Source organism: Pseudomonas sp. AC169 (genome assembly GCF_979258515.1).
The window spans coordinates 5,064,642-5,091,391 of sequence record NZ_OZ409866.1; the positions used below are offsets into that span (position 1 = coordinate 5,064,642).

Genomic DNA, 26,750 nt, shown 5'->3' on the forward strand with positions numbered 1-26,750 from the left:
CTGTCAGTCAAAACATCATTGGCTGACCCACCGCATTCGCGAGCAGGCTCGCTCCCACAGGTTTTTGTGGTGTTTCTAAAAATCAGTTGGCGCGCTTGTCATCGCCCGGCTCTCCGCCGACATGCACGCCGCGATCATCGCCGGCTTCAGCCGCAGCATGCACGCCACGATCATCACCGACTTCGCCCGCGCGGTGGACCCCATGGTCATCTCCCGCTTCGGCGTGCGTGCCGCTGCGACCGGATGAGGCGCTGTCGCCCGAGTGTCCCGAGCCGTGGTCGCTGCCGCTGTGGCCACTGTTACCGCCGCCACCGCCACTACCACTGTTGCCTCCACCGCCGTGACTGCCTCCGCCGCCACTTCCGCCCCCACCATTTCCACCGCTGCCACCACCGCTGCCACCGTGACCGCCCCCGCCACCTCCGCCACCACTTCCCCCGCCGCCCCCACTGCCTCCACCACCACTCCCACCATCCTTGGCATAAGCACTGGACACCCCGGACAAACTGTCCGGAATGAGTACCGTAGACGCCGACAGAACTGCGCCGATGGCCATTGCGAGCACGAGCTTTTTAATGTGCATATCGTTCTCCGTCTTTGTGGTTTTGTTGGGAACGTAACAGTGCGTTATTGGAGGAGCCGGACCCGTTCCCGGAGTCAGTGAATACTCGAAGCCAGTTCGAAAATCGGGATGTACATCAGGATCACGATGACCCCGATCAGCAGGCCGATGAAGGTCATCAGCAGCGGTTCGAACAACTTCACGAACCACTCCAGCCAGCGGCTGATTTCCTCGTCGTAGAAGTCGGCACTGCGTTCCATCATCTGCCCGAGGTTGCCGGACTGTTCGCCAGCGCGCAGCAGACGCAGGGACACTGGCGTTACCAAGTGATTGAGCTCCAGCGCGGTAGACAGCGACTGCCCCTCGCGCACCCGCTCGCAGGCCTGATCGAGCCGCACCCGTGACGCCACGGTGAGCAGGCCGCGCACCATGCTCATGGCGGTCACCAGCGGTATCCCGCCTTGCAGCAGAATCCCCAGCGAACGATAAAACCGCGCCAGCTCATACATGAAAATCCGCTGATGCACGGCCGGCAATTTCTCCACCAGCCGATCCAGTCCCCGGCGAAACGCCGGCTGTTTTTGCAGCACGGCGAGGGCGATGACCAGCGCCGCCAGCGCACCGAAGAATTCCGCCTGATGCGCATGCAGAAACATGCCGCTGTTCATCAACACCTGCGATAGCCACGGCAGGTTATCGCCCAAGCCTTCAAACACCAGGCTGAAGCGCGGCACCACATAACCCATCAAGAACAGCACCACGCCACCGCCAACAATGAGCAACAGCATCGGGTAGATCGAGGCACTGATGATCTTCTGCCGCACTTCGTCCATGCGCTGGCGATAACTGACGTAACGGCCCAACGCATCGCCGACCGCGCCGGTCTTCTCGCTGGACTGTACCAGCGCCACGTACAGCGGCGGGAAAACCGCCGACAACTGGCCCAACGCCTGCGAGAAGGATTTGCCCTCGTACAGCAAGCGCACCAGCTCACTCAAGGTTTTCCGGGCGGCGGGGGCGGTTTCTTTTTCGGCGAGGCTTTCCAGCGCATCGATCAACGGCAGGCCGGCATTGAGCAGCGTGGTCAGTTCCTGGCTGAACAATACCAGGTTGAAGGTCTCGCGCTGGCGCAGTTTCAGTGAGCGCCAATGCTTGTCGGCGTGCGAGCTGAGCACCCGCAAACCCTGATCCTCGGCGATGCGCCGCGCTTCGCTGTCACCCGCCGCCTCGACGCTCAAGGACACCACGCCAGCCTTGCCGACCGCCTTCAAATGAAATCGCATGGGCCGCGCTCCGCTCACTGCCAGTTAGTCACTTCGGCGTTCTCGCCTTCGCCGCCGGGCTGGCCGTCCTTGCCCATCGACAGCAAGTCGTACTCGCTGTTTTCGCCGGGATAGCGGTAGGCGTAGTTACGCCCCCACGGATCCTGCGGCAGCTTTTTCTGCAGGTACGGGCCGGTCCATTTCGCCTCGTCACTCGGCGCGGTGACCAAGGCCTGCAAGCCCTGTTCGGTGGACGGGTAGTGGCCGACTTCCAGTCGATAGATGTCCAGCGCTTTGCTCAGCCCTTCAATCTGCGCCTTGGCCACTTTCACTTCCGAGCGGCCGAGTTGGGCGAAATATTTCGGCGCGACGATCCCGGCCAACAGGCCGAGCACCACCAACACCACGAGCAATTCGAGCAGGGTAAAACCGCGTTGGTCACGCGGACGAAATTGCAGCTTCATGATGACCTCCCGTGAGTGGCAGCCGTGTCGCCTGAAGGGCTTATGCAATTGCCATGCTCAGCCCCCAATGAAAATTCATGGATAGGCTGTAAGCCTTGTAATCCGGGCGTTTCAAGAATCGGCACAGTGCTTGCATATGGCTCAAACGTGATCGGCCATTGGGGCATTTCCCCCAATTTATCGGGGTCGATCCGGGGAGGCCAGATATGAAATTTCTCGCCAGCGGATTGCTCGGATGTGTGCTGCTCAGCGGCGCCGTGCAGGCCGATGTATTTATCTCGGTGGACGCCAAGGGCAGCTACGTACTGTCCAACGTTCACCGGCCCGGACGCACTTACGAACGGGTGATCCACGAGGCGGACGCCGCCGTGGCCAGTCTCGATCAACAGCCGCAAATGATCGCCAACCAGCCCTACGCGGAACTGGTCTCGGCGGCGGCCAAAGTCAATCAGTTACCGGAAGCATTGCTGCACGCGGTGATCAACGCCGAGTCGCATTACAACCCCGGCGCGACCTCACCGAAAGGCGCCGGCGGGCTCATGCAATTGATGCCCGACACCGCACGGGAGCTGGGCGTGACCGACGTCTACGACCCCAAGGCCAACATCCAGGGCGGAGCGAAATACCTCAAGCGCCTGATGACCCTGTTCGACAACGACATCGCCCTTGCCGTGGCGGCCTACAACGCCGGGCCCGACGCGGTGCTCAGCCGTGGCCGGGTGATTCCGCCGTTCGCCGAAACCCAGCGCTACGTACCGAATGTGTTGCGCCAATACCGGCGCCTGCAAGGGTTGGCGATGGACGCCCCACTGTGACCCCAAACCGGTTTCCCCACTTTCGGGGCAAACCGGATAGCCCCGAAAAGTGGGGAAAAGGGGTGGGGAATATTCCCCGGATTCTCAAGTGGTCGCGGTAACTGATTGAACGGTAATGAGATTTTTTGTGGCACGCTGATTGCTCCGAGGCATTTGTCGAGAAGTGTTCCCAAGAGCACCCACTACGAGGTTACTGATCATGGTTGGCATTCATCACGCTCCGTCTCTATTGAACTGGCTAGTCATCCTGGCCTCGATGCTCAGCGTCGAGCTGGCCAGCGCGGCCGTGCGTTGCGAGCGCAACCTGGTGGCCAACGTCGTCGCCTTCGATCAACCGCTGATGTTCAACCGCCTCGGTGCGCAGAACATCAACGGCATGATGTTCGCCCTGCGCCGCGATGTGGTCGATGAACATGAGCAGTCGCTGGCTTACGGCGGCGCCGCAGTGCCGGGCAAAGTCTCGCTGCGCCCGGACAAGCGCCCACGGCCACTGGTGCTGCGCGTGGCTGCCGGTGATTGCCTGACGATCAATCTACAGAACCTGCTCGACTATCAGGCCAACCCGAACAAGCACTTTGAAAACGAAGGCGAAGAGGAAGGCGAAGAAGAGGGCGTCGAAAACGCCAACGGTGCCGAAGACTTCAAAGTCGACGAGCAAGTGGCGGATCGTCACGTCGGTTTCCAGGTCAACGGCCTGCAAGCGGTGAACAGCATCGATGACATCTCTTCGTTCACCGGGCGTAACGCCAACAGCCTGGTGCCACCTGGCGCGAGCCGTTCCTACACCCTGTACGCCGAACGCGAAGGCGCGTTTGCCGTCAGCAGCCGTGGCGCGACGTTTGGCGGCGAGGGCGCGGCCGGCAACGTCGCCAATGGTCTGTTCGGCCAGGTCGTCGTGCTGCCCAAGGGTGGTCGCACCTATCGCAATACCCTCACCGAAGAAGAAATGCGCCTGGCCACCACCGGCCGCGCACCCACCGGCCAACCGATCGTCGACTACCAGGCACGCTACCCGCAGCGCGAACCGTGGTTGCGTGAAGGCAAGGCCGGCACACCGATCATCGGCATGGTCGACGGCAATGAAATCATTTCCAGCGAGAGTGATGCGATTGTCATGGGCAGCAACGCCGACGGCAGCTTCCCGTCCAGCACCTATCCGCTGGAAGCGGTCGGCAAGCGCAACCCGGCAATCCCCAACCGCCTCGAAGCGTTCCGCGATTTTGCCTCGCAATTCCAGGACGAAACTGCCGCCACCCAAGCCTTCCCGGCGTATTGGGCCGACCCGGTGATGGCCCATGTGCTGGAGCCGACCCGCGACTCGTTCATGATCAACTACGGCTCCGGCGGTATGGGCGCCGAAGTGGTCGCCAACCGTTTGGGCGTAGGGCCGATGCATGATTGCCTGTCTTGCGCCTATGAAGAATTCTTCCTCAGCTCGCACACCGTCGGCGACGTGGCGATGCTGGTGGATGTCCCCGCCAACACCGGGCTTGAGAACATCCTCCCCGGCCAAACGCCTAGCGCCGACCAGATCGGTGTGAAAGCGACCATGGCGCTGTATCCATCAGAGCCGTCGAACGTCAACCACAGCTACATCGGTGACTTCGTCAAATTCCGCAACACCCATAACGGTCACGAGCAGCACATCTTCCACTTGCACGGCCATCAGTGGCTGTTCAACCCCAACGACGACAACTCCGACTATGTCGACGCCCAAGGCATCGGCCCGGGTGCCGGTTACACCTATGAAATCGCCAACGGCGGTTCGGGCAACCGCAACCGCGTGGCCGGCGATGCGATCTATCACTGCCATTTCTACCCGCACTTTGCCCAAGGCATGTGGGCGATGTGGCGGGTGCACGATGTGTTCGAAGAAGGCACCCGACTCGATGTTTCGCAGCAGGGCGCCGACGGTTACCACAGCGAACCGTTTGCCTTGCGCAGTGGCAAACCGGCCGCCGGAGCACGCGCCTTGCCTGATGGCGAAATCGTCGCCGGTACACCTATTCCGGCCATCGTGCCGCTACCGGGCAAAGCCATGGCGCCGATGCCCGGCAAAGTCGTGGTCGTGCCGAAAATCGGCGAGACCCTGATCGCCGGCAATGATGACGACGATGACGAAGAAGAGGGCGATGACGACGGTGAACACCATGGCGGCAACGCCGGTGGTCAAGCCATCGGTTCTCTGGCGCTGGTCGATCGTAGCGAAGCCAACCGCAATGCCGACGGCAGCCTGAAAAACCCTGGCTATCCGTTCTGGATCGGCGGCATGGAAAGCTCGGTCGGCCAACGTCCGCCAACCCCGCCACTGGACATGCTCGACGCCGCCACCGCGCAGTCGCTCAAGGCCAGCGGCAAAGCGCTGTGGGCCAACCTTGATCCTGCGCAATCCGGTGGTTGGAATGGCGGTTTGCAGCGGCATGCACTCGACGGTGTATCGGCGGGCGGTGAGGCCCACACCGTGACCACCTCGCTGGATTTCTCCAAGGAAGTCACCCGCGCCAAACCGATTTACCTGCCGGAAGAAGGCACCGAAGTCGAACAAGCCGCGATGTCTTTCCACGCGAAAAAAGATCACCCAAGCTATGCCTTGCTGCCCGGCAATCAAGTGGTGGCCAAGGCGTTCCGTACCAACGGTGCCTTGCCGATGGCCGGCGCGCCGTACTACGAACCGTGCATGGACGATCGGCAAAAACGCCTGACCGCCAGCGCTGGCAGCGGTGAGTTTGCCAGCGGTGAGCGCATCGACGGCATGTCCTTTGTCGGCGCCTCGACCTACACCGCCGACCGCCCGCGTATCTACAAAGCCGCGAACATCCAGTTCGACGCGGTGTACAACAAGGTCGGTTATCACTTTCCGCAGGCGCGCATTCTGGCGCTGTGGGAAGACGCCTGGCCGGTGATCACCAAGCAGCGTCCGCCAGAGCCGCTGGTGATGCGCATGAACACTTTCGATTGCGTGCAATACCAGCAAACCAACCTGGTGCCGGCTACCTACGAGATGGACGACTATCAGGTGCGCACGCCAACCGACGTGATCGGTCAGCACATTCACCTGCCGAAGTGGGATCTGACCGCTGCCGATGGTTCATCCAACGGCTGGAACTATGAGGACGGCGTGCTCTCGCCCGGCGCCGTTCAGGAACGCATTCATGCGATCCGCGAGTTCAACCAGTGCGCGGGCACCGATCCACGCGACGGCACTCAGGCCTGCCCGAAAGCCAAGAACCATCCGTTCTTCGGTCAGTACGGCCGCGCCGACTGGGTCGGTGCGCGCACGGCGATGCAGCGCTGGTTCGTCGATCCGGTGGTTAACGCCAAAGGCGTCGATCGCGGCCTCGGCACCATCTTCACCCACGACCACTTAGGCCCATCGACGCATCAGCAGATTGGTCTGTACGCCACTGTGCTGGCGGAACCGGCCGGTTCCACCTGGTTCCACGCCGAAACCGGTGAGCCTCTGTACAGCGGCGCGCGGCAGGACGGCGGGCCGACGTCGTGGCAAGCGGTGATCAACACCGGCGACCTCGATGGCGACGGCAAGAACGACAGCTTCCGCGAGTTCTTCCTCGAATACAGCGACTTCCAGCACGCCTATGAAGCTGGCGTCTACGTCGGTGCTGGCCCCAACGGTGTGCCGAATGCGCAGGCATTCCCGGCCACCGCCGACAGCTTCCGCTACGCGATCAATCCGCCAGTGCGCAACAACGCCAGCAACCTGCTTGAAGGCGTGCTGGAAGTGCAGGGTGGTCAGGTGCCGGGCTGCCCGAGCCGGCCATGTCCGCAGGCGATTTCGGTGGATGATCCTGGGATGTTCGTCGTCAACTATCGCAACGAACCGCTGGCCCTGCGCGTGTACGACCCGAACAAGGTCGGCCCGGATGGCAAGCGCGGCATGCAGGCCGATGGCCTCGGCGGTGATCTGTCGTTCGCCATGCAAAGCCGTACCGACCGCGCGATTCCGGCAATGAACCTGGCGCCGAATCTGCTCACCTCGGCCACCGGCCCAACCGGCGGCACCACGCTGTTCCCGCCGCACATCAACAAGGGCGGCGCCGAACCCGGTGACCCGTTCACGCCAATGCTGCGCACCTATACCGGCGACAACGTGCGGCTGCGGGTGCATGCCGGCGGCCATGAAGAAGAGCACAACGTTACCCTGCACGGTGTGAAATGGCTGCAGAGCGGTTCCGGTTTCGGCAACAGCTCCAACTCCGGCTGGCGCGCGTCGCAAATGATCGGCATCTCCGAGCAGATGGGCTTCATTGCGCCGGTGTCGATGCTCTCCAGTTCGGCAGCGACCACGGGTGACTATCTGTACTCGATGGACGCTTCGATCGAAGGCTACTGGAGCGGTATCTGGGGCGTGATGCGCAACTACACCGCCAAGCGCAGCGATCTGTTCGCTATCCCTAATAATCCAAGCCCGGCGGGCATGCGCAATACCGTGGCGTTCGAGGGCAGTTGCCCACGCTATGGCGCCAACCCTAACGGCATTGGCACTCGGCCCACTGTCCAGCGCAACTATGAAGTGGTTGCGGCGCTGGCCAATGACATCCTCGGCAATACGCTGGGCCTGACCATCGGCGATCCCGAAGGGCTCGGCCAGCATGTCGGCGGACCGCTGAATCCGGCGGGCGGCACCCTGGTGCTGAACTCGCGCACGGTGAGCATTCCGCAGGTCACGGTGACCGATCCGGAGGATGGCGAAACCATCACCATTGGCGGGCAGAGCGGGCCGCTGCATGATCCGACCGCGATCCTGTATGTGCGCAAATCCGATCTCGATCCGCTTAGCGGCAAGCTGAAACCCGGTATCCCGGTCGAACCATTGGTGCTGCGTGCAGCCGCAGGTGATTGCATCAACATCACCCTGGAAAACCGCCTGCCGAGCGTGATGCCTGACCTGACGCAAACCGCTGTGATGCAAGGCATGGTCAAGCGTGATCGCAACAGCGGTCTGGGTTCGACCACCTTCAGCAACAACCTGATGCGGCCGTCCAGCCACGTCGGCCTGCACGCGCAATTGCTGGCGTATGACATCACCAAATCCGACGGCGCCAACGTCGGCGCCAACCCGATCCAGACCGTGCCACCGCGCGTCGGCAACAGCGGCGCGTACCCGACCCGTATTTATCAGTACTACGCCGGGCACCTGGAGCGTGAAGGCAAACCGGTGACTCAACTGGGCCGCAGCGTCGACAACATCAACGCCACGGCGGTCGAGTTCGGCGGCTTGAACATCACCCCGGCGGACGTGATCAAGCAGCCGCAAAAAGGCCTTGGCGGGGCGATGAGCATTCTGCCGATCGGCGCGACCTGGGTTGATGATGCGCGCAAGGTCAACGCCACGGTCACGGCGCCTGGGCAAACCAGCTACCGCGACTTCGCGATGGTCTGGCACAAGGCGTTGAACACCCGTTGGGCCAATGGTCGGCCAGTGGAGGGGATCGCTGCCGAAGGCTTCGGCGTGCCGACCGATCCGCAGGACAACTCGAGCATGGCGATCAACTACAAGACCGAACCGCTGTGGTATCGCTTCGGCCTCGCCCCGGACGCACCGTTTGGTCATGCGGATGGCGCGGGTTATGGCGACATGACCAATGCGCACATGGCTTACAGCAATGCGCTGGTGGGTGGCGATCCGCAGACGCCGGTGCTTTACGCCAAACCGGGGCAGCCGTTCCGTACGCATATTTTGATGCCGAGCGGTGGCAGTCGCGGCACCACGTTCCAGCTCGACGGGCATGTCTGGTCGGTGAATCCGTTCCAGGCCGAGAAGAGCGATGTCGGTGGTTATCCGATGGGCTCGCCGGGCGTGGGATCGGTGCGCTTCGGCTACAACCCGATGTCGATGTACATCGGCGCCCACGAAAGCGTCCTGCCGGCCGCGCACTTCAGCTTCATGATCCCGAGCGCCGGCGGCAGCAACGCGATCCCCGGTGACTACCTGTTCCGCGACTACGCCGCCTACGGCAATACGTCCGGGTTATGGGGACTGCTGCGCGTGACCAACGAACCGGAACCGGCGCCACCAAGCCAGTAGGTACAACGGTAATGCCCCGGCGGATGCAAATCCCTGTGGGAGCGAGCCTGCTCGCGAGGAGGGCGGCACATGCAACAGGTGTGTTGGCTGACAGACCGCTTTCGCGAGCAAGCTCGCTCCCACAGGGGGCAGTGGTGGCAGTGAGGAAGTGGATGTACGCAAATCCCTTGTGGGAGCGAGCTTGCTCGCGAATCGGGGCAACTCGGTTTGTGAGGGTGAGGCTGAAGACGCTTTCGCGAGCAGGCTCGCTCCCACATGGGGGGCGGTGTTTTGCCAGATGAAGAGGTAGGGGAGTGATAGATGAACAGGATCATCAACATCATCGGTATTTGCACGCTGGCCATGGCCGGGGCGGTGCTGACGCTGAGTGAGATTGCGCTGGCGCAAACCGCTGGCGGGCAATCGCTGAAGCGTGACGGTGTGGCGGTGGACTTCAACCTCAAGCCACTGGCCGCTGACGGCAAACTGCGCGAAGGCGAATTCGCCGATGTGCAGTTCCGCGTCACCGACAGCGCTTCCGGCCAGCCGTTGTCCGGCGTGGCCCCGGGCGCCTGGGTCGATCCGCAAGCCCTCGCCGCCGATCAGGCCCAGGGCCGTGACCAGAGCTGCAAAGCCCGGGTCGGCGTGTTCCTCAAATCCAACATCGGCGCGCGACCGTTGCTCGACCTCAACAGCTATTTCTTGCTGGTGATGAACCGCGACGCCAGCATCGCCGTGGTCGATCCGTCGGTGTCAGTGGGCGGCATCACCAGCACCCTCGCGCGGATTGAACTCAAGCAGCCGCCGATGGACTGGGTCACGCCCAAAGACAACAAACGCGTGTTCGTCTCGATGCCAACGGCGGGCGAAGTCGCGGTCATCGACAGCGAACAATTCAAGGTTCTCGATTCGATCAAAGCCGGCAGCCAACCGGTACGCGTGGCGCTGCAACCGGACGAACGCCTGCTCTGGGTCGGCAACAACGCCAGCAAACCCGAAGACTCCGGGGTGACGGTAATCGACAGCCAAAGCCTCAAACCCCTCAAACATCTGCAGACCGGTCGCGGCCACCACGAAATCAGCTTCAGCAAGGACAGCCGCTTCGCCTTCGTCAGCAACCGCGACGACGGCACCGTCAGCGTGGTTGACATCGCCAGCCTGAACATCGTCCAGCAGCTCAAAACCGGCTCCCACCCGTTGTCAGTCGCCTATTCAGCACTGTCCGGCGCGGTCTACGTGGCCGACGGCAAGGACGGCACCGTCACCGTGATCGACGCCAGCACCCACGCCATCCGCCGGGTGCTCAAACTGCAGCAAGGCCTCGGCCCCATGGGCTTCAGCGCCGATGGCCGCTTCGGTGTCGTGCTCAACACCGTGGAAAACCGCGCCACCGTTATCGATGCCGCGACCAACAGCGCCATCCATGATCTGGACGTCAGCGCCGAACCTTACCAAGTGGTGTTCACCCAGGCCTACGCCTACATCCGCGGACTCGCTTCGCCGAAAGTCACCATGATCAACCTGTCCTCCCTCGGCGAAGGCCGCCAGCCGATCAGCCAGGGTTTCGAAGCCGGCCCGCAAGCGCCGCGCCTGGCCGGCGATTTGCCGCTGGCCTCAAGCCTCGCGGTTTCGCGGGACGACAACGCGGTGTTCGTGGTCAACCCGGTCGACAACACCACCTACTTCTACGCCGAAGGCATGAACGCGCCGATGTCCGGTTACCCCAACCGTGGCCAGATCGCCCGCGCCGCGATGGTCATCGATCGCAGCCTGCGCGAAGTCTCGCCGGGACTTTACAGCGCGCGGGTGAAACTGCCGGCAGCGGGGCGCTTCGATGTGGCGTTCCTGCTCAACCAGCCGAACATCATTCACTGCTTCAGCGCGCAGATTGATAGCGACGGCAAACCGCAAAAACACCTCGGCCAGCCGAAGGTCGAGTTTCTTCTCGACAAGACTGCCGTCGCACTCAACGACCCTTACGTCGTGCGTTTCCGCATCGTGCAAGGCAAAGACAAAAGCCAACGCAGCGGGGTGAAAGACGTGCAACTGCGTTACTACCTCGCACCGACCTCACACCCCCGTGAAGTGGCAGCGCTGGAAGTCGCCGAAGGCGTGTACGAAGCGCCGATCATCCTCGACCGCAGCGGTGCCTGGTACCTGCATGTGCGCGCGGCTTCGCTGGGTGCCGGATTCGATGACAAGACCTTTGCCAGTGTTCGGGTAGCCCCCGGCCAGGCCCGTTGAAGAGGAGTTTCGACATGAACCGATTTGCATCCAGTGGCCTGCTGACCCTGTGTCTGTTGAGCCTCGGCATCCAACACGCCCAGGCCCATTCGGCGGACGAACACGCCGGGCACAAAGCCCCGGCCAGCAGCACGCAAGAACACGCCCAAGTGAAATTCGCCAACGTGCCGCTGCTCGACCAGAACGGCAAGACCGTGCGTCTGGAGCCGGATCTGGTGCAGGGCAAGATTGTCGTCATGAGCTTCATCTACACCAGTTGCACCACGGTGTGCCCGGTGGTCTCGTCGATCATGGGCAAGGTGCAGAAGCAACTCGGTGCGCGCGTTGGCGATGAAGTGCAACTGGTGTCGATCAGCATCGACCCGCAGCGCGATGATCCGAAACGCCTGCAGGATTATGCGCGCACGTTCCAGCGCGGGCCGGGCTGGAGCTGGCTGACCGGCTCGCCGCAATCGATCAATGAAACCCTCAAGGGCCTCGGCAGTTTCAGCGGCGACTTGAAGAGTCATCAACCGCTGATCCTCGTCGGCGACGGCAACAACCGGCACTGGATGCGCTACTACGGCTTCACCGACCCGGCGCTGTTGGCCAAGGAAGTGGAAAAACTCAGCGGCCTGCGCACCCACGCCAAACACACCGCCATCGCCATGGAGCAACAGCCATGAGACTGCTCGACTGGATCTCCCTGAGCGTGTGTTTCTGGATTCTCAGCAACGTCGCGCTGGCCCACGAAGGTCACGTTTCAGAGCCGCCAGCCGCTGTGGCTGCCGCGCCGGCCAAAGGCACACACGACGCGAAAACCTGGTTCACCGACACGCCGTTGCAGGATCAAAACGGCGAAACCCTGCGCTTCTACAGTGACGCACTGCAGAACCGCATAGTGCTGCTCAACGTGATCTTCACCAGTTGCAACGATGCCTGCCCGCTGATCACCCAAAAGCTCAAAGAAGTCCGCGAGCTGTTGGGCGACAAGGCGCCGGACATCACCTTTATTTCCCTTACCAGTGACCCGCTGCGCGACACGCCAGCGGTGCTCAAGGCTTACACCTTGAAGCAGGGTTCCGATGACCCTCATTGGCTTTTTCTTACCGGCGACAAGGCGCAGATGGACCTGGTGTTGAGCCGCATCGGCCAGATCGTGCCGACGCCCGAGCAGCACTCGACGCAGTTGATCGTCGGCGATGTCGCCAATAAACGCTGGAGCAAAATCCGTCCCGATGCCCCGGCCGCCGCCATTGCCCAGCGCTTGCAGTTGCTGACAATGCCCGTGGCTGGCCGCTGAGTCCGCGCCATGAACCTGAGCCGCGTCCTCGCCCTGATCCTGCTCGCCGGCCTCAGCCTTGGCGCCAGTGCTGCGTCGCTGACCGCGGAAGAGGCGGCGGGCAAGCGCCTGTACCGCCAGGGTCTGTCGGCCAGCGGCGAGGCGATCATGGCGCGGGTCGGCGCGGCGGATGTGTTGCTGCCGGCGACCAGCCTGCCGTGTGCCAATTGCCACGGCGCCGATGGCCTCGGTCGGCCCGAAGGCGGCGTGCGTCCGCCGCCGCTGAACTGGGCGCGGCTGACCAGCACCTATGGTCAGCAACAGGTCAATGGGCGCAGCTATCCGGCGTACAGCGAAAGCAGTCTGGCGACCGTCATCGAGCAGGGCCGCGACCCCGGCCACAATCGCCTTGACCCGAGCATGCCGCGCTTTCTGCTGTCGATGAAGGATCAGCGCAACCTCACCGCGTACCTCAAACGTCTGGCCGATGAGCGCGACCCCGGCCTCGATGCCGAGACCTTGCACCTGGGCACCTTACTGCCCAGCCAAGGCCCATTGGCCGAGGAGGGCGCGACGGTGGCAGCGGTGCTCAATGGCAGTGTCGCGCGTATCAATCAGGCCGGTGGCATTCATGGTCGGCAACTGCGTCTGACGGTGATCGATCCCGGTCCGGATCGCGCCAGTGCCGAGCAAGCATTGCAGCGTTTGATCGAACAGGAACAAGTGTTCGCCCTGATCGCGCCGCTGGCGCCGGCCCTCGACAGCGAACTGGGGCCGCGTCTGGAACAGGCCGGCGTGCCGCTGATCGGCGCGTTGTCATTACTCGGGGCGATGCAGGCCAGTCCGCAGATTTTCGAGCCATTACCGGGCTTGCGCGAGCAACTGATCGCCCTGGCTGACTACGCCACGGCGAGCTTGCGTGTGCTGCAAGGGCCGACGCTGATTGCCTATCCCGATGACCCTGCACAAGCGCTGGCCGCGCAAAACCTCGGCCAGTACTTGCAGGATCACGGCTGGCAAAAAGTCCATCTGCAAGCCTACGGCCCGGCAGCGGATGCGCTGCCGCTGGGTTCGCGCTCGGTGTTCTATCTGGGCAATGGCGACGGATTCAGTCGTCTGGCAACGAGGCTGCAAAGCGCCGGGCAAGTGCCTTATCTGTTCGCCGCTTCAAGCCAGGTGGCCGGCGATCTGCTGCAAGTGCCTGACGGATTCACCCGACGGGTGTTTCTTGCCTATCCGTTCGTGCCCAGCGACTGGACCCAGACCGGGCGCATGGCCCTGACGCTGCTGCGCGAAGGCCAGGGCCTCGGCGCCCAGCACGCGGTGCTGCAAGTCGGCGCTTATGCCTCGATGCTGCTGCTCAGCGAAGGCATGAAACAGGCCGGTCGCGATGCCAGCCGCGAGAAACTGGTGGCGGCGCTGGAAGGCCTGCACGACTTCGACACCGGCCTGACTCCGCGCCTGAGTTTCGGCCCCGGACGCCGCCTGGGTCTGAGCGGCGCCCATGTGGTCACTGTGGACTTGCCGGATCAGCGCTTCTATCTGGTCGCGCCTTATAAACCGATTGTTGCCAGCCCCTGAATGGAGGGCCCGATCATGAAACTGACAACGCTGATATGGCTGCTGACCTGCTGGCTGCCGCTGGCGTGGGCCAATAACGAACCGGCCGTGGCGCGGGTCAATGGCGAGGAAATTTCCGGGTTTCGCTTCGAGCGCTTCTTCGCGGAATACCTGGAAGATCAGGGCCGCGCGGTGGCGAGCATTCGTAGTCCCAAGGCTTACAAGCAGTTGCGCCAGGCTGCGTTGCAAACGCTGATCGACAAGGAGTTGTTGTGGCAGGAATCGCAAAAACGTGGCGTGCAGATTGACGAGCAAGCGGTGCGTCAGCAGATCGAGCAGATGCGCAGTGCCATCGGAGGCTCGGACAAATTCCAGCGTCGCTTGCAGGATGCCGGTTTCGACGAGGTTTCTTTTACCGAGTACACCCGCCGCGAATTGGCCGCGCAGCAAACCTTTGCCGAGCTGATACGCGCGAACACTTTGCAACCCCGGCACTTGTTGATCCGCGTACCTGCACAAGCGGATGCAGCCACAGTGGCCGCAGCGCGTCTACGCTTGATGCAAATGCGCGTCTCGATCATCAGCGGGGCGTCGTTTGCCAGCCAACCGGTGCGTTCACCGTTCGGCTGGCATGTGATTTATTCGCAGAACCACTTGGAGGTCGCCGATGTCCCAGATTTGCAGGGGCTGGACACAGTCAGGGCAGAGCTCGCCCGACAGCAACAGACCCAGGCTCGTCGCCAAGTGCTCGCGCAATTACGGGTGCAGAACAGGATCGAACGAATTGACGACGACTGAAGGTTCCCCCCCAATAGTGGGGAATGGCTTCGATGCCCATTCAGGTGCTTCCCCGTTTCTGGGGAACGGGGTACCGGGACGAGCGGGCATTGTCATTAAATTCAAGGACATGAAGACATAAAATTACCGGCACTCAGCCTGGCATGAAGTGTGCGTTACCGATGGTAAGGCGCACTCTCAGGGCGGGGTCATCGGACCTGCTGTTTCAAGGAGTCGACCTTGGTTAACAAAGTACTGGTTGTCGAAGACGAACAGCTGCTTGCACAAAACCTTCAGGATTATCTGTCGGCGCAAGGGCTGGACGTCCGGATTGCACATGACGGAGCGACGGGTATCGGTTTGGCCGAAACGTTTGCCCCCGACGTGCTGGTGTTCGATTACCGCTTGCCCGATATGGAAGGCTTTGAGGTGCTCGACGCGGTCCGCCAGAACAGGACGTGCCATTTTGTGCTGATAACGGGTCACCCGACCGCTGAAGTCTGTGAGCGGGCGCGGCAACTGGGGGTCAGCCACATCCTGTTCAAACCGTTTCCATTGGCGGAACTGGCCCGAGCTGTCTGCGACCTTCTGGGCATCAAGCGCGAAGCGAAACCCGGTGCGAACCCTTCCGAAGGGTTTGTCGAACGACGCCAGAGCAGGACCGAGAGCTTCCCGTTGCAGTTGTACGATGGCAGTTGGGTGTTGGCGGATCGGCGACGACAGTCGCAATCCATGGCGCCGGACGACGATCAAATGCTCACCGGGGAGTAATGGCGCGAACAGACGTTCCGGCACTTGCCGCCAAGGTTTGCCGCGCCGACAGGGCTCTAAGCCCCGGTTGGAGAGCAAGCCATGGAACGTCTGTCCGTTGTCGTCGAACCGCTGTTGGCCGAAAGCGCGCCAGAACGCTTTTCCAGTGAACAGCTTGCCCAGGCCCGGGCGCGGGCCGCCACCTCCGGCGAACGCGTCCTCGAAGCCCTCGGCGTACTTTGCGAACTGGCGCCGATGCCGTTCATTCACACCCTCGGCGCTACCCTGCATTACCCGGTGCTCGACACCGACAGACTGTTTGCCGCGACGCCGGTGTTCGACCGGGTCACCCTCGCACAATGCTTGAAACGTGAATTCATCCTGCTGCGCCACAACGACGAAGTCATCGGCGTATTTGCCGACCCCTTCGACCCAGCGCGCCTGGCCTGGATCGACGATTGCCTGCACGGCGCACCGCTGCATCTGGTGCACGCCGATGACCTCAAGGCCTATCTGGCCCGCCACGAAGAAAGCTTCCACGCCGTTGAATCGCTGAACGCCCAGGGCGACACCCACAGCGAAATCGACACCCTGCAAAGCCTGTCGCTGACCAGCATCAGCGAAGACGCCAGCAGCGTGGTGAAACTGGTCAACTCGACCCTGTACGACGCGCTGAAAATGCACGCTAGCGACATCCACCTCGGCACCACCGGCCACGGTCTGGTGATCAAGTACCGCATCGACGGCGTGCTCAACAACATCAGTAAAGTCCAGGGCAACGAGTTCGCCGAGCAGGTGATCTCGCGGGTCAAGGTCATGGCTGAACTGGACATCGGCGAAAAGCGTGTGCCGCAGGACGGTCGCTTCAAGATCGGCATCAGCGGGCGCCAGATCGACTTCCGTGTGTCGATCATGCCGAGCATTTTTGGCGAAGACGCGGTGCTGCGGGTGCTCGACAAACAGGATCTGGCCGACAAGGTCTGCGGCGTGCAATTGCAGGCGCTGGGCTTTGAAGACGAAACCCTGCGCCAGTTGCGTCGCCTCGCCGCCGAACCCTACGGCATGGTCCTGGTGACGGGCCCGACCGGCAGCGGCAAGACCACCACGCTGTACGCGATGATCACCGAGATCAACCACGGCGTGGACAAGATCATCACCATCGAAGACCCGGTTGAATATCAATTGCCGGGCGTGCTGCAAATCCCGGTCAACGAGAAAAAAGGCCTGACCTTCGCCCGCGGCTTGCGCTCGATCCTGCGCCACGACCCGGACAAGATCATGGTCGGCGAAATCCGTGACCCGGACACTGCGCAGATCGCCGTGCAATCGGCGCTTACCGGCCACCTGGTGTTCACCACCATCCACGCCAACAACGTCTTCGACGTGATTGGCCGCTTCACCCAAATGGAAATCGACCCCTACAGCCTGGTCTCAGCGCTCAACGCGATTCTCGCCCAGCGCCTGATCCGTCTGGTGTGCGCCAGTTGCAGCGCGCCGGTCAACCCGAGCGATGAAGAGCTGCGCGCCTCGGGCCTCGATCCGCAGAAAGTCGACCATTACCACTTCGTCCACGGCAAAGGCTGCGGCCATTGCCGGGGCAGCGGTTATCGCGGGCGTACGGCGATTGCCGAATTGCTGCACCTCGATGACGAGCTACGCCAGATGATCGTCGAGCGCCAACCGATCAAACACATCAAAGCCCTGGCCTGCGCCCGTGGTTTGCGCCTGCTGCGCGAATCGGCGCTGGAGCTGGTGGAACAAGGTCGCACCACGCTGGAGGAGATCAACCGTGTCACATTTATCTCGTGAGCGTTTTGTCGCCGTGCTCGGCGCCAGCGGTGTTGGCCTCGGTCAGCGGCGTGGCAGCGACACCCTGTGGCTGGGCAGCGTCGGATACATCGACGAAGGCTTCCAGAGCTACACGGTGGCGCTGGACACCCTCGATCGCCTGCTCGGTGAACACGCCCGCGCCGGTGCCGAACTGAGCGTGGTCATCTCCGGGCATTTCAGCCGTTTCTGCCTGGTGCCATGGAGCGCGCAGATCAGCAGCCCTGAAGAGCTGCGCGGCTTTGCCCAGCTGTGTTTTGAAGACCTGTTTGGCGCGCCAAGCCAAGCCTGGAGTCTGGTGCTGTCCGCCGAGCCGGCCGGTTACGACCGCATCGCCGGCGCCTTGCCGCAAGACTTGCTCGAACGTTTGCGCACGCTGGTCAGCGCTCGCGGTTTGCGCCTGCGCTCGGTGCAGCCGTACTTGATGGCGGCGTTCAACCGCTTCGACAAAAGCCTCGATGCCGGCGACTTCCTCTTTGTCGTCGCCGAGCCGCAACGCAGCGTGTTGTTGCTGGCGAGGGAAGGGCGCTGGGCCGGCGTGCGTTCGGTCGGTGGCAGCGACAGCGATGCGGCGCTCAGTGCATTGATCGGTCGCGAACGGCAGCTGCAAGCCTCGACCAGCGAACGCGCGTTCAACGTTTATCTGCATGCGCCGGCGCGCCTCGATGCGCATCCGGACGTGGCGGGGGTGCAACTGCGCACCCTTGAAGACGCCTCGATGACCGTGCGTGACGGCTTGTACGTCATGTCCCGGGCGGTGGCCTGAGATGCGCGCGCTCAATCTCGACTTTCAGCCACGCCCTCGTTCCGGCCCATTGGGTTGGAGCCTGCTCGGCGCCGGCGTGCTGCTGGCGCTGCTGTGCTTCGCCGCGCAACAGCACCTCGATGCGCACACCGAACAGCAACAAGGCCACCTGCAAACCACCCAGCGTCAGCTCACCGGCGACAGCGGTGCCAAGTCCACCCTGAGCCCGGCGGAAACCCGCGAGCAAGCGGCGAATCTCGCCGAGATGCGCAAGGTCTCGCAGCAACTGCGCCGGCCGTGGGAACGCCTGTTCGCCATGCTCGAAGCGATGCCGCGTGATGACGTCGCGCTGCTGACCCTGACCCCGGATGCGCGTAAAGGCCAGGTGCGGATCAGCGCCGAAGCGCGGGATCTGCAAGCGATGCTCGATTTCCACAAACGTCTGGAAGCCAGCGACGAGCTGTCCGACGTGTCGCTGCTGAGCCACGAAATCGTCGTCAAATCGCCGGAACAACCGGTGCAATTCAACCTGTCGGCGACTTGGGAGATGGGCGATGCGAATCCCTAGACTGATCGTCCACGAATACCTGCAAGGCCTCGGCGTTCCGGGCCTGGCCGGGCTGGCGCTGCTGCTGGTCACCGCGGCTTGGGCACTTGGCGGTTTGCTGCCGGGCTGGCAATCGTTGCAGCACTTGAGCCAGCAGACTCAGCAAGCCACCGAGTACCTGGCCAAGGTTGAAGACGGCAGCATCGCGCCGCCGGTGGTGCCGCAGCGTCAGCTAGACGACTTCCGCAACAAACTGCCGGCGCAACCGCAAGCCACCGTCGCCATCGACCGCATCTACGCCCTCGCAGCCCAGGAACACATCACTTTGGCGCGTGGCGAATATGCCCTCGGTGTTGACCCGAAAACCCATCTGGCCCGCTATCAGATCCTGTTGCCCGTACGCGGCAGCTATCCGCAACTGCGCCGTTTCGTCCACGCCTTGCTCGGTCAGTTACCGGCGGTGGTGGTGGAAGACCTCGAGTTGCAACGCAAGAAGATTGGCGACACCGACCTCAATGGCCGGATCCGTATGACCCTTTTCCTGTCGAGGTCGTGATGAATACCAAGCGCGTGACAGGTTGGTTGGCATTCTTCGGCGTGGCGGCCGCGCTGGCGTGGTTGCCGGAATATTTCTCGCCGAGCGAAGACGCTGATTCGAACGAAGTGACGGTCGCCACACCGGGGAAAACCCGTGGCGCGCTGCCGGCCAGCACCGCCAAGGCCAAGGATGCGCCGATCAAGGACCTGAGCCCGGCCGGCGACCTGTTCGCAGCCAAATCCTGGAAGGCCGCGCCAACCCTGGCCACGGTCACCGAACAAGCGATTAATCCGGCCACAGTGGTGCAAGCCCCGAGCCTGCCACCGGTGCCGTTTCAGTTCGTCGGCAGGCTGCATGACCGCAGCGATCTGCAAGTGTTTTTGCAGAACGGCGAAAAGATCTACGTCGTGCGCAACGGGGATGTGATCGACGACACCTGGAAGATCACCGGCATTTCCGATGTGGAATTGAGCCTGGTTTACCTGCCTTTGCATTTGTCGCAGACCCTGTCTGTGGGGAGTACGCAATGAACCGTTCCCGTTTGCTGATGAGCCTGGGCCTGTGTGCCGGGCTGGCCGCGTGCAGTTCTGCACAAGTGGCCAACAAGGAAGCCGCCGACCTGATTGAACAGGGTCAGTACGAGGCGGGTCTGGCGCGTGTCGAGGAAGGTCTGCGCGAAAACCCACGGGACACGGAACTGCATCTGCTGCTAAACAGCGGTCGGGCCAAGGCCATCACCGCGTTACTGACGACCGGTGACACTGACCGTTCGCGCCGCGATTTCGCTTCGGCGCGTGTGGCTTACAACCGCGCGCTGACCATCGAGCCGAACAATCGCCGCGCCCAGGATGCCCTGAAGCAGATGGACTACCTGCGCAGCATGGACGAGAAGCTCGAACTGGCCCGTGGCGACCTGCGCCGGGGTGACATTTACGGTGCCGATCGGCAGGTCAAACAGATCCTCGAACTCGACCCCAACAACGAGGGTGCGCTGGAGTTGCAAGGCAATATTCGTCTGGTGCAGAGCCGCAATGTCATTCCTTATCCGCAACTGCGCACCAAGCTCGATCGGCCGGTGACCCTGGAGTTTCGCGACGCCAACCTCAAGACCATTTTCGAAGTGCTGTCGCAGGTCGCCGGGCTGAATTTCATCTTCGATAAAGACCTGCGCCCGGACATGAAAGCGACGATTTTCGTGCGTGACGTGCGCATTGAAGACGCTGTGACTTTGCTGCTGCAACAGAACCAGTTGCACCAGAAAGTCGTGAACGAAAACACCTTGCTGATCTACCCGGACTCGCCGCAGAAAGTGAAGGATTACCAGGAACTGGTGATGCGCACCTTCTACCTGACCAGCATCGACGCCAACACCGCGCTGAACATGGTGAAAACCATGCTCAAGACCCGTGACGTGTTCGTCGACGAACGCCTCAACACCCTGACCATGCGCGACACCGAAGACGCCGTGCGCATGGCCGAGAAACTGCTGCAGTCGCAAGACCAGTCCAACCCGGAAGTGGTGCTCGAAGTGGAAGTGATGGAAGTCGCCACCCAGCGCATTCTCGACCTTGGCCTGCAATGGCCGAACACCTTCGGCGTGGTCAACAGCGACGGTTCGGCGGTGACCATTCTCGATCAACTCAAGGGCATCAACTCCAGCCGCATCTCGATCTCGCCTTCGCCGCAAGCCAAGATCAACGCCCAGGACAACGACATCAACACACTCGCCAGCCCGGTGATTCGCGTCAGCAACCGTGAGCAGGCGCGTATTCACATTGGTCAGCGCGTGCCGATCATCAGCGCCACGTCGGTGCCTTCGACGCAGGGTCCGGTGATTACCGAAAGCGTCACTTACCTGGACGTCGGTCTGAAGCTCGAAGTGCAACCGACCGTGCACCTGAACAACGAAGTGGCGATCAAGATTGCGCTGGAAGTGAGTAACGCCACGCCGCTGGAACCGACCCGGCAGGGCACGATCCCGGTGCAGGTCGACACCCGCAACGCGCAAACCTCACTGCGTCTGCATGACGGCGAAACGCAAATCCTCGCCGGCCTGATGCGCAACGACCACGGCGCCACCGGCAACAAGATCCCGGGCCTTGGCGACATTCCTGGCATTGGCCGCTTGTTCGGCAGTAACAAGGACACTGTCGGCAAATCGGAATTGGTGCTGTCGATCACCCCACGGATTGTGCGCAACCTGCCGTACCAGAGCCCGTCGGACATGGAGTTCTCCACCGGCACCGAAACCAGCATGCACATCCAGGCCCCGGACCGTTCGCAGAGCTACGTGATGCCGTCGCCTGCCGCGCAACCGCGTGCCGTCGGTGAATCGGCCGTGGCCACCACCCGTGTCACCGTCGAGAAGCCTTGATCATGAACGCCTCCCAACGCGGTTTCACCCTGATCGAAGTCGTGGTGACGCTGGCCCTGATCGGCCTGTTGGCGAGCATGGCCGCGCCGCTGACCGAGACTTTGGTGCGGCGTGGCAAGGAGCAGGAATTGCGCAACGCGCTGTACCAGATTCGCGATGGCATCGACGCCTACAAGCGTGCCTTCGATGCCGGCTACATCGAGAAGTCGCTGAACAGCAGCGGCTACCCGCCGAACCTGAAGGTGCTGGTCGAAGGCGTGCGCGATGTGCGCAGCGCCAAAGGTGCCAAGTTCTACTTTTTACGCCGCATTCCGCGTGATCCGCTGGTGCCGGCCAAACGTGATGACGAAGGGGGTTGGGGCGTGCGCGCCTACAACAGTTCGGCTCAGAACCCGCGCGATGGCGAGGACGTTTTCGACGTCTATTCCCACGCCCGGGGCAAGGGCCTCAACGGTGTCGCTTACCGCGAGTGGTGAACCTCATGCGCCGGGAAAAAGGCTTTACCTTGCTGGAGCTGATGGTGGTGATGGCGATCATCGCCACGCTGATGACCATCGCACTGCCGCGCTACTTCAACAGCCTTGATGCGTCGAAGGAAACCACCTTGCGCCAGAGCCTGTCGGCGATGCGCGAGGCGCTGGATCACTTCTACGGTGACACCGGCCGCTATCCGGATTCCATCGAGCAACTGATCGAACAACGTTACCTGCGCAACGCGCCACTCGATCCGATCACCGAACGCAAAGACCAGTGGGTGCTGATCGCGCCACCGGACGGCGTGGCGGGTGGCGTGGCCGACATCAAAAGCGGTGCTACCGGGAGGGCGCGTGATGGCAGCCAGTATTCCGAGTGGTAACCGCGCGCAGCAGGGTGGCTTCACTTACTTGGGCGTGCTGTTCCTGATTGCGGTGATGGGCATGGGCCTGGCGAGTGCCGGCGAGTTGTGGTCGACCGCTTCGCGGCGCGACCGTGAACGTCAGTTGCTCTGGGTCGGCACTCAGTACGCACAGGCGCTGCGCAGTTATTACCGCAGTTCGCCGGGGCTGGCGCAGTACCCGAAAGAACTGGCGGACCTGCTTGAAGATCAGCGTTTTCCCGAGGCCAAGCATCATCTGCGTCAGCTCTATCCGGACCCGATCGGTCAGGGCGAATGGGCACTGCAACGCGGTTTCGACGGGCGCATCACCGGCCTCAACAGTCCTTCGACCGAGCTGCCATTGAAGCAGGCGGACTTCCCGACGCAGTGGTCGGATTTCGACGGCATGCAGCGTTATTCGGACTGGCAGTTCGTTGCCGAAAAAGCCTTCCTCGACGGCACCAACGGCCCGGCGAAAGGCCAGTCGAATTTGCCACAGGCGCTGCAGCCATGACTCGTCAGTGGTGGTGCGCGCTGATTCTCACCATGGCGGCGTGCTGCGCTCAGGCCGGTGAAGAAGACGAAATGATGGGCTTTATCGTCGACGACACGATCTCGCACATCGGCCACGACTTTTACTACTCGTTCAGTGAACGCCTGCGCGACACCAGCCGAATGGATTTCAACCTGGTGGTGCGCGAGCGGCCCGACGCGCGCTGGGGCAGCCTGGTGACCGTGGAATATCAGCAACGCCTGGTTTATCGGCGCTTCCTGCCGCCGAACACCGTGGAACTGAAGGACGAGGCCTACGCGGCCGCCGACTGGGTTCGACGCCAGGTTGTCCAGCGCAAGCTGGAGGCTCTGTTGCAGGACACCACCGACCTTGAGAAGGACGAACTATGAACAGCACAACGTTCTCACGGCGCAGCGGATTCTGGATCTCGGGGTTGTTGATCGGGCTCGCCAGCGCCGCTGCCGTCCAGGCCACTGAACTGGTCTACACGCCGGTCAACCCGTCGTTCGGCGGCAACCCGCTGAACGGCACATGGTTGCTCAACAACGCGCAGGCACAAAACGATCACGACGACCCGGACATCAAGAGCCGCTCGGCGGTGGCTGGGACGTCGGCGCTGGAGCGCTTCACCAGTCAATTGCAATCGCGGCTGCTAGGGCAGTTGCTGGACAACATCTCCACCGGCAACACGGGGAGCCTGTCCACCGACTCTTTTATCGTCAACGTCATCGACGACTCCGGGGCACTGAGCATTGAAGTGACCGATCGAGCGACCGGTGAGGTTTCGGAAATTCAGGTGAACGGCCTCAACCCATGACGGGCTGACGGTTCCGGGGAGTGATGGACATGAAAAAATTAATCGCGTTAGGGCTGCTGTTGGCGACTTTACAAGGGTGCAGTCTGCGGGAGCCGATGTCGGCTGAGCAGGACACCGAAACCCCGACCCTGACCCCCAGGGCCTCGACCTATTACGACTTGCTGAAGATGCCGCGGCCCAAGGGGCGGTTGATGGCGGTGGTGTACGGCTTCCGTGATCAGACCGGGCAGTACAAGCCGACGCCGGCGAGTTCGTTTTCCACCAGCGTGACCCAGGGTGCGGCGTCGATGTTGATGGACGCGATGCAGGCCAGTGGCTGGTTTGTGGTGCTGGAGCGGGAAGGGCTGCAGAACCTGTTGACCGAGCGCAAGATCATTCGCGCCTCGCAGAAGAAGCCGAATACGCCGGTGAATATTCAGGGTGAGCTGCCACCGTTGCAGGCGGCGAACATGATGCTTGAAGGCGGGATCATCGCCTATGACACCAATGTGCGCAGCGGTGGGGAAGGGGCGCGGTATTTGGGGATTGATTTGCAGCGTGAGTATCGGGTGGATCAGGTGACCGTGAATTTGCGTGCGGTGGATGTGCGCAGTGGGCAGGTGTTGGCGAATGTGATGACCAGCAAGACGATTTATTCGGTGGCGCGCAGTGCGGGGATTTTCAAGTTTATCGAGTTCAAGAAGTTGCTTGAGGCTGAGGTTGGCTACACCACGAATGAGCCGGCGCAGCTTTGTGTGTTGTCGGCGATTGAGGCGGCGGTGGGGCATATGGTGGCGCAGGGAATTGAGCGGCGGCTGTGGCAGGTGGCGGGGGACGCTTCTGTGCCTGGGCAGGATGATGTGTTGAATCGGTATTTGAGCCAGAACAAGATTGATCCGGATGCGGAGTGAACGTGGCGGCCTTCGGGCCGACCAGGTTCTGGTTGGGCGGTGAGTTCTGGTTGGCCGGGTGCATATCCGTTGCTGCGGTAACGGCGGCTTAGGGTTCCGCGCTGACGGCGGGTCACCTTTTCCAAACGCCGAAAAGGTAACCCAAAAGGCTTGCTCCTACGTGCGGCCCGCTCGCTGGGGCTCGGGGTTCCTTCGCTGCGGGATCGATCCGGGCGCAGCGTCTCCGGTTTGCTTCGCTGCACCTACTCCCGCTGTGTTTGGCTGCGCCAAACGGTCGCTGCGCTCCCACGCCCGGATCAATCCCTCCACTCAGCCTTCCGACGTCGCCCGTGGATCAAGATCAAAAGCAGGCGAGCTGACACTCGGCCTATTGAGTGGTGAAGAGCACGGCGCGCACGGCTTTGGTTTTTGTGGTGCTCTTGCCCCTCACCCCAGCCCTCTCCCGAGGGAGAGGGAGCCGATTTTTGGGCCTTTCAAAATCTGAGTTCAACGCGGTATCGCACGTCGGCGTACCTCTTCGAAACACCTCGGTCAGTCCCCTCTCCCTCCGGGAGAGGGCTAGGGTGGGTAAAGACCGGGTACATCCTTTACGTTTGAGACCGGGGACATGGTTTACAGGTATTAATCATGGTCAGGAGGTGCTGACCATGCCCTGGAATCAAGAGTCCCCAATGGATCAACGAGTGAAGTTAGTCAGTGACTGGCTTGGCGGCAGCTACACCAAGAGCCAATTAAGCCGGCGCTATGGTGTCAGCCGTCCAACCATCGACAAGTGGCTGGAACGATACGCAGCGTTGGGCGTAGATGGCTTGAAAGAGCAATCGCGCAAGCCGTTGAACTGTCCTCATCAAACGCCCGACGAAATTATTGCCACGCTGCTGGCCAAGAAAAACGAACATCCCGATCGGGGACCCAAGCAGATCATTGGTCGCCTGCGCGATTCCGATCCGCATATCCAATGGCCGGCCGCGAGCACCGCCGGGGAGTGGTTGAAGAAAGCTGGTTTGGTGGTGGCGCGACGGCCCTATCCCCCGCGTCCCCGTGCTCCAACACATTTGCGTCCGGTCGACGCGCCCAACCAGACTTGGTGTGCTGATTACAAAGGGCAGTTCAAAATGCAGGACGGTAATTGGTGCTACCCGTTGACCATTACCGATCAGATGAGCCGCTTTTTATTCGTCTGTCGCGCCTTGCCCAGTACGCACGGAGCGCCGACGCGGGAAGGCTTCGAGTGGGCTTTTCGAGAATATGGGCTGCCGGATGTGATCCGCACTGACAATGGCGCTCCTTTTGCGTCGACAGGTCTGGCGCGACTTTCGAAGTTATCGGTTTGGTTCATCAGGCTTGGAATCCATGTCGAAACGATTACGCCTGGCCGTCCCGACCAAAATGGGCGACATGAACGGATGCATAGAACGCTAAAGGCAGCAGTGCCACCGGCGGAAAACCTGGTGCGCCAGCAGCTGGCTTTTCAGGAATTCATCCAAGACTTTAACCACCACCGACCGCACACCGCGCTGGGCATGAAACCGCCGGCATCTGTCTATAGCCCGTCGACACGCGCTTATCCTGGTTACTTGCCTGCGTTTGAATACGGTTCCGATGTTGAAGTACGCAAGGTTCGGTCAAATGGGGAAATTAAATGGAAAGGACAGCTGATTTTTCTAGGAGAGGCTCTGATTGGAGAGGATATCGCGCTGAAGGAAGTGGCTGATGACGCTTGGGAACTGTACCTTTGCAGCCACTGTTTAGGCAGGCTTGAAAACGGCGCCAAACGCGTTTCAAGCCTTTAAAGGTGTAAACGATGTCCCCGGTCTAATTTGTAAAGGATGTACCGGTCTCTACAGTGAGGGGCTCTTGATTCAAAGCTTGAAAATCCAAGTTCCGCTCGGTATTTCATGTCGGTGTACATCTCCCAAACA

General features: G+C 61.8%; 24 protein-coding genes. 21 read left to right on the top strand and 3 right to left on the bottom strand.

What is annotated here, in order from left to right; translation table 11 throughout:
- Nucleotides 1–82: 82 nt before the first annotated feature.
- From ACZZ0G_RS22640 to gspG, 3 genes are all read right to left on the bottom strand, one after another.
- A complete protein-coding gene (locus tag ACZZ0G_RS22640) occupies nucleotides 83–583 on the bottom strand; it encodes a hypothetical protein (protein WP_463557586.1) in 501 nt (166 codons plus the stop codon).
- Between the two features lie 74 nt (nucleotides 584–657).
- Nucleotides 658–1,845, bottom strand: a complete 1,188-nt coding sequence (locus ACZZ0G_RS22645; protein WP_463557587.1) for a type II secretion system F family protein — start codon at nucleotides 1,843–1,845, stop codon at nucleotides 658–660.
- Between the two features lie 14 nt (nucleotides 1,846–1,859).
- Nucleotides 1,860–2,288, bottom strand: coding sequence for a type II secretion system major pseudopilin GspG (gene gspG, locus ACZZ0G_RS22650; protein WP_160057215.1), 429 nt, complete (start codon nucleotides 2,286–2,288; stop codon nucleotides 1,860–1,862).
- A 206-nt stretch (nucleotides 2,289–2,494) separates the two neighbouring features.
- Between gspG and ACZZ0G_RS22655 the strand changes: the two genes are divergently transcribed.
- The 21 genes from ACZZ0G_RS22655 (at nucleotide 2,495) to ACZZ0G_RS22755 (ending at nucleotide 26,621) form a co-directional block, all read left to right on the top strand.
- Complete coding sequence (locus tag ACZZ0G_RS22655) at nucleotides 2,495–3,103, top strand: lytic transglycosylase domain-containing protein (protein ID WP_463557588.1); 609 nt, start codon at nucleotides 2,495–2,497, stop codon at nucleotides 3,101–3,103.
- A 199-nt stretch (nucleotides 3,104–3,302) separates the two neighbouring features.
- Nucleotides 3,303–9,149, top strand: a complete 5,847-nt coding sequence (gene mnxG / locus ACZZ0G_RS22660) for a manganese-oxidizing multicopper oxidase MnxG (RefSeq protein WP_463557589.1) — start codon at nucleotides 3,303–3,305, stop codon at nucleotides 9,147–9,149.
- A gap of 300 nt (nucleotides 9,150–9,449) precedes the next feature.
- Complete coding sequence (locus tag ACZZ0G_RS22665) at nucleotides 9,450–11,372, top strand: YncE family protein (protein ID WP_463557590.1); 1,923 nt, start codon at nucleotides 9,450–9,452, stop codon at nucleotides 11,370–11,372.
- A gap of 14 nt (nucleotides 11,373–11,386) precedes the next feature.
- A complete protein-coding gene (locus tag ACZZ0G_RS22670; protein WP_463557591.1) occupies nucleotides 11,387–12,037 on the top strand; it encodes an SCO family protein in 651 nt (216 codons plus the stop codon).
- Entirely contained in the window at nucleotides 12,034–12,654 is a 621-nt protein-coding gene (locus ACZZ0G_RS22675; RefSeq protein WP_463557592.1) for an SCO family protein, read from the top strand. Before ACZZ0G_RS22670 ends, ACZZ0G_RS22675 begins: the two co-directional genes overlap by 4 nt.
- Before the next feature lie 9 nt (nucleotides 12,655–12,663).
- On the top strand, nucleotides 12,664–14,214 hold the full coding sequence (locus tag ACZZ0G_RS22680; protein ID WP_463557593.1) for an ABC transporter substrate-binding protein: 1,551 nt from the start codon (nucleotides 12,664–12,666) through the stop codon (nucleotides 14,212–14,214).
- 15 nt (nucleotides 14,215–14,229) lie between these two features.
- A complete protein-coding gene (locus ACZZ0G_RS22685) occupies nucleotides 14,230–14,991 on the top strand; it encodes a SurA N-terminal domain-containing protein (RefSeq protein WP_463557594.1) in 762 nt (253 codons plus the stop codon).
- A gap of 219 nt (nucleotides 14,992–15,210) precedes the next feature.
- Nucleotides 15,211–15,741, top strand: coding sequence for a response regulator (locus tag ACZZ0G_RS22690; RefSeq protein WP_463396882.1), 531 nt, complete (start codon nucleotides 15,211–15,213; stop codon nucleotides 15,739–15,741).
- An 81-nt stretch (nucleotides 15,742–15,822) separates the two neighbouring features.
- Nucleotides 15,823–17,529 (top strand): GspE/PulE family protein, encoded by a 1,707-nt coding sequence (locus tag ACZZ0G_RS22695; protein ID WP_463557595.1) that lies wholly within the window; start codon nucleotides 15,823–15,825, stop codon nucleotides 17,527–17,529.
- The gene (locus tag ACZZ0G_RS22700; protein WP_463557596.1) at nucleotides 17,510–18,313 is read left to right on the top strand and encodes a hypothetical protein; all 804 of its coding nucleotides are present in this window, start codon (nucleotides 17,510–17,512) and stop codon (nucleotides 18,311–18,313) included. Before ACZZ0G_RS22695 ends, ACZZ0G_RS22700 begins: the two co-directional genes overlap by 20 nt.
- A gap of 1 nt (nucleotide 18,314) precedes the next feature.
- On the top strand, nucleotides 18,315–18,860 hold the full coding sequence (locus ACZZ0G_RS22705) for a PilN domain-containing protein (protein WP_463557597.1): 546 nt from the start codon (nucleotides 18,315–18,317) through the stop codon (nucleotides 18,858–18,860).
- The gene (locus ACZZ0G_RS22710) at nucleotides 18,847–19,395 is read left to right on the top strand and encodes a GspMb/PilO family protein (protein WP_463557598.1); all 549 of its coding nucleotides are present in this window, start codon (nucleotides 18,847–18,849) and stop codon (nucleotides 19,393–19,395) included. The genes ACZZ0G_RS22705 and ACZZ0G_RS22710 overlap by 14 nt, the downstream gene beginning before the upstream one ends.
- Nucleotides 19,395–19,907 (top strand): hypothetical protein, encoded by a 513-nt coding sequence (locus tag ACZZ0G_RS22715; protein WP_463557599.1) that lies wholly within the window; start codon nucleotides 19,395–19,397, stop codon nucleotides 19,905–19,907. Before ACZZ0G_RS22710 ends, ACZZ0G_RS22715 begins: the two co-directional genes overlap by 1 nt.
- Nucleotides 19,904–21,751 (top strand): secretin N-terminal domain-containing protein, encoded by a 1,848-nt coding sequence (locus ACZZ0G_RS22720; protein ID WP_463557600.1) that lies wholly within the window; start codon nucleotides 19,904–19,906, stop codon nucleotides 21,749–21,751. Before ACZZ0G_RS22715 ends, ACZZ0G_RS22720 begins: the two co-directional genes overlap by 4 nt.
- Before the next feature lie 2 nt (nucleotides 21,752–21,753).
- Nucleotides 21,754–22,227 carry a type II secretion system protein gene (locus tag ACZZ0G_RS22725; protein ID WP_083368631.1) on the top strand — a complete coding sequence of 158 codons (474 nt, stop codon included), beginning with the start codon at nucleotides 21,754–21,756 and terminating at the stop codon, nucleotides 22,225–22,227.
- A gap of 5 nt (nucleotides 22,228–22,232) precedes the next feature.
- Nucleotides 22,233–22,607, top strand: coding sequence for a type II secretion system protein (locus ACZZ0G_RS22730; protein ID WP_064392635.1), 375 nt, complete (start codon nucleotides 22,233–22,235; stop codon nucleotides 22,605–22,607).
- On the top strand, nucleotides 22,582–23,121 hold the full coding sequence (locus ACZZ0G_RS22735) for a type II secretion system protein (RefSeq protein WP_253482782.1): 540 nt from the start codon (nucleotides 22,582–22,584) through the stop codon (nucleotides 23,119–23,121). The genes ACZZ0G_RS22730 and ACZZ0G_RS22735 overlap by 26 nt, the downstream gene beginning before the upstream one ends.
- The gene (csgE, locus tag ACZZ0G_RS22740; protein ID WP_463557601.1) at nucleotides 23,118–23,510 is read left to right on the top strand and encodes a curli production assembly/transport protein CsgE; all 393 of its coding nucleotides are present in this window, start codon (nucleotides 23,118–23,120) and stop codon (nucleotides 23,508–23,510) included. Before ACZZ0G_RS22735 ends, csgE begins: the two co-directional genes overlap by 4 nt.
- Entirely contained in the window at nucleotides 23,507–23,938 is a 432-nt protein-coding gene (locus ACZZ0G_RS22745; protein ID WP_463396873.1) for a curli assembly protein CsgF, read from the top strand. Before csgE ends, ACZZ0G_RS22745 begins: the two co-directional genes overlap by 4 nt.
- A gap of 29 nt (nucleotides 23,939–23,967) precedes the next feature.
- A complete protein-coding gene (locus ACZZ0G_RS22750; protein WP_463396872.1) occupies nucleotides 23,968–24,828 on the top strand; it encodes a CsgG/HfaB family protein in 861 nt (286 codons plus the stop codon).
- A gap of 647 nt (nucleotides 24,829–25,475) precedes the next feature.
- Nucleotides 25,476–26,621, top strand: coding sequence for an integrase core domain-containing protein (locus tag ACZZ0G_RS22755; protein ID WP_463555955.1), 1,146 nt, complete (start codon nucleotides 25,476–25,478; stop codon nucleotides 26,619–26,621).
- Nucleotides 26,622–26,750: the final 129 nt, after the last annotated feature.

Coding starts and splice junctions, on each gene's coding strand:
- ACZZ0G_RS22640 (WP_463557586.1), bottom strand. CDS start 583: ATGCACATTAAAAAGCTCGTGCTCGCAATGGCCATCGGCGCAGTTCTG.
- ACZZ0G_RS22645 (WP_463557587.1), bottom strand. CDS start 1,845: ATGCGATTTCATTTGAAGGCGGTCGGCAAGGCTGGCGTGGTGTCCTTG.
- gspG (WP_160057215.1), bottom strand. CDS start 2,288: ATGAAGCTGCAATTTCGTCCGCGTGACCAACGCGGTTTTACCCTGCTC.
- ACZZ0G_RS22655 (WP_463557588.1), top strand. CDS start 2,495: ATGAAATTTCTCGCCAGCGGATTGCTCGGATGTGTGCTGCTCAGCGGC.
- mnxG (WP_463557589.1), top strand. CDS start 3,303: ATGGTTGGCATTCATCACGCTCCGTCTCTATTGAACTGGCTAGTCATC.
- ACZZ0G_RS22665 (WP_463557590.1), top strand. CDS start 9,450: ATGAACAGGATCATCAACATCATCGGTATTTGCACGCTGGCCATGGCC.
- ACZZ0G_RS22670 (WP_463557591.1), top strand. CDS start 11,387: ATGAACCGATTTGCATCCAGTGGCCTGCTGACCCTGTGTCTGTTGAGC.
- ACZZ0G_RS22675 (WP_463557592.1), top strand. CDS start 12,034: ATGAGACTGCTCGACTGGATCTCCCTGAGCGTGTGTTTCTGGATTCTC.
- ACZZ0G_RS22680 (WP_463557593.1), top strand. CDS start 12,664: ATGAACCTGAGCCGCGTCCTCGCCCTGATCCTGCTCGCCGGCCTCAGC.
- ACZZ0G_RS22685 (WP_463557594.1), top strand. CDS start 14,230: ATGAAACTGACAACGCTGATATGGCTGCTGACCTGCTGGCTGCCGCTG.
- ACZZ0G_RS22695 (WP_463557595.1), top strand. CDS start 15,823: ATGGAACGTCTGTCCGTTGTCGTCGAACCGCTGTTGGCCGAAAGCGCG.
- ACZZ0G_RS22705 (WP_463557597.1), top strand. CDS start 18,315: ATGCGCGCGCTCAATCTCGACTTTCAGCCACGCCCTCGTTCCGGCCCA.
- ACZZ0G_RS22710 (WP_463557598.1), top strand. CDS start 18,847: ATGCGAATCCCTAGACTGATCGTCCACGAATACCTGCAAGGCCTCGGC.
- ACZZ0G_RS22715 (WP_463557599.1), top strand. CDS start 19,395: ATGAATACCAAGCGCGTGACAGGTTGGTTGGCATTCTTCGGCGTGGCG.
- ACZZ0G_RS22720 (WP_463557600.1), top strand. CDS start 19,904: ATGAACCGTTCCCGTTTGCTGATGAGCCTGGGCCTGTGTGCCGGGCTG.
- ACZZ0G_RS22725 (WP_083368631.1), top strand. CDS start 21,754: ATGAACGCCTCCCAACGCGGTTTCACCCTGATCGAAGTCGTGGTGACG.
- ACZZ0G_RS22730 (WP_064392635.1), top strand. CDS start 22,233: ATGCGCCGGGAAAAAGGCTTTACCTTGCTGGAGCTGATGGTGGTGATG.
- ACZZ0G_RS22735 (WP_253482782.1), top strand. CDS start 22,582: ATGGCAGCCAGTATTCCGAGTGGTAACCGCGCGCAGCAGGGTGGCTTC.
- csgE (WP_463557601.1), top strand. CDS start 23,118: ATGACTCGTCAGTGGTGGTGCGCGCTGATTCTCACCATGGCGGCGTGC.
- ACZZ0G_RS22745 (WP_463396873.1), top strand. CDS start 23,507: ATGAACAGCACAACGTTCTCACGGCGCAGCGGATTCTGGATCTCGGGG.
- ACZZ0G_RS22750 (WP_463396872.1), top strand. CDS start 23,968: ATGAAAAAATTAATCGCGTTAGGGCTGCTGTTGGCGACTTTACAAGGG.
- ACZZ0G_RS22755 (WP_463555955.1), top strand. CDS start 25,476: ATGCCCTGGAATCAAGAGTCCCCAATGGATCAACGAGTGAAGTTAGTC.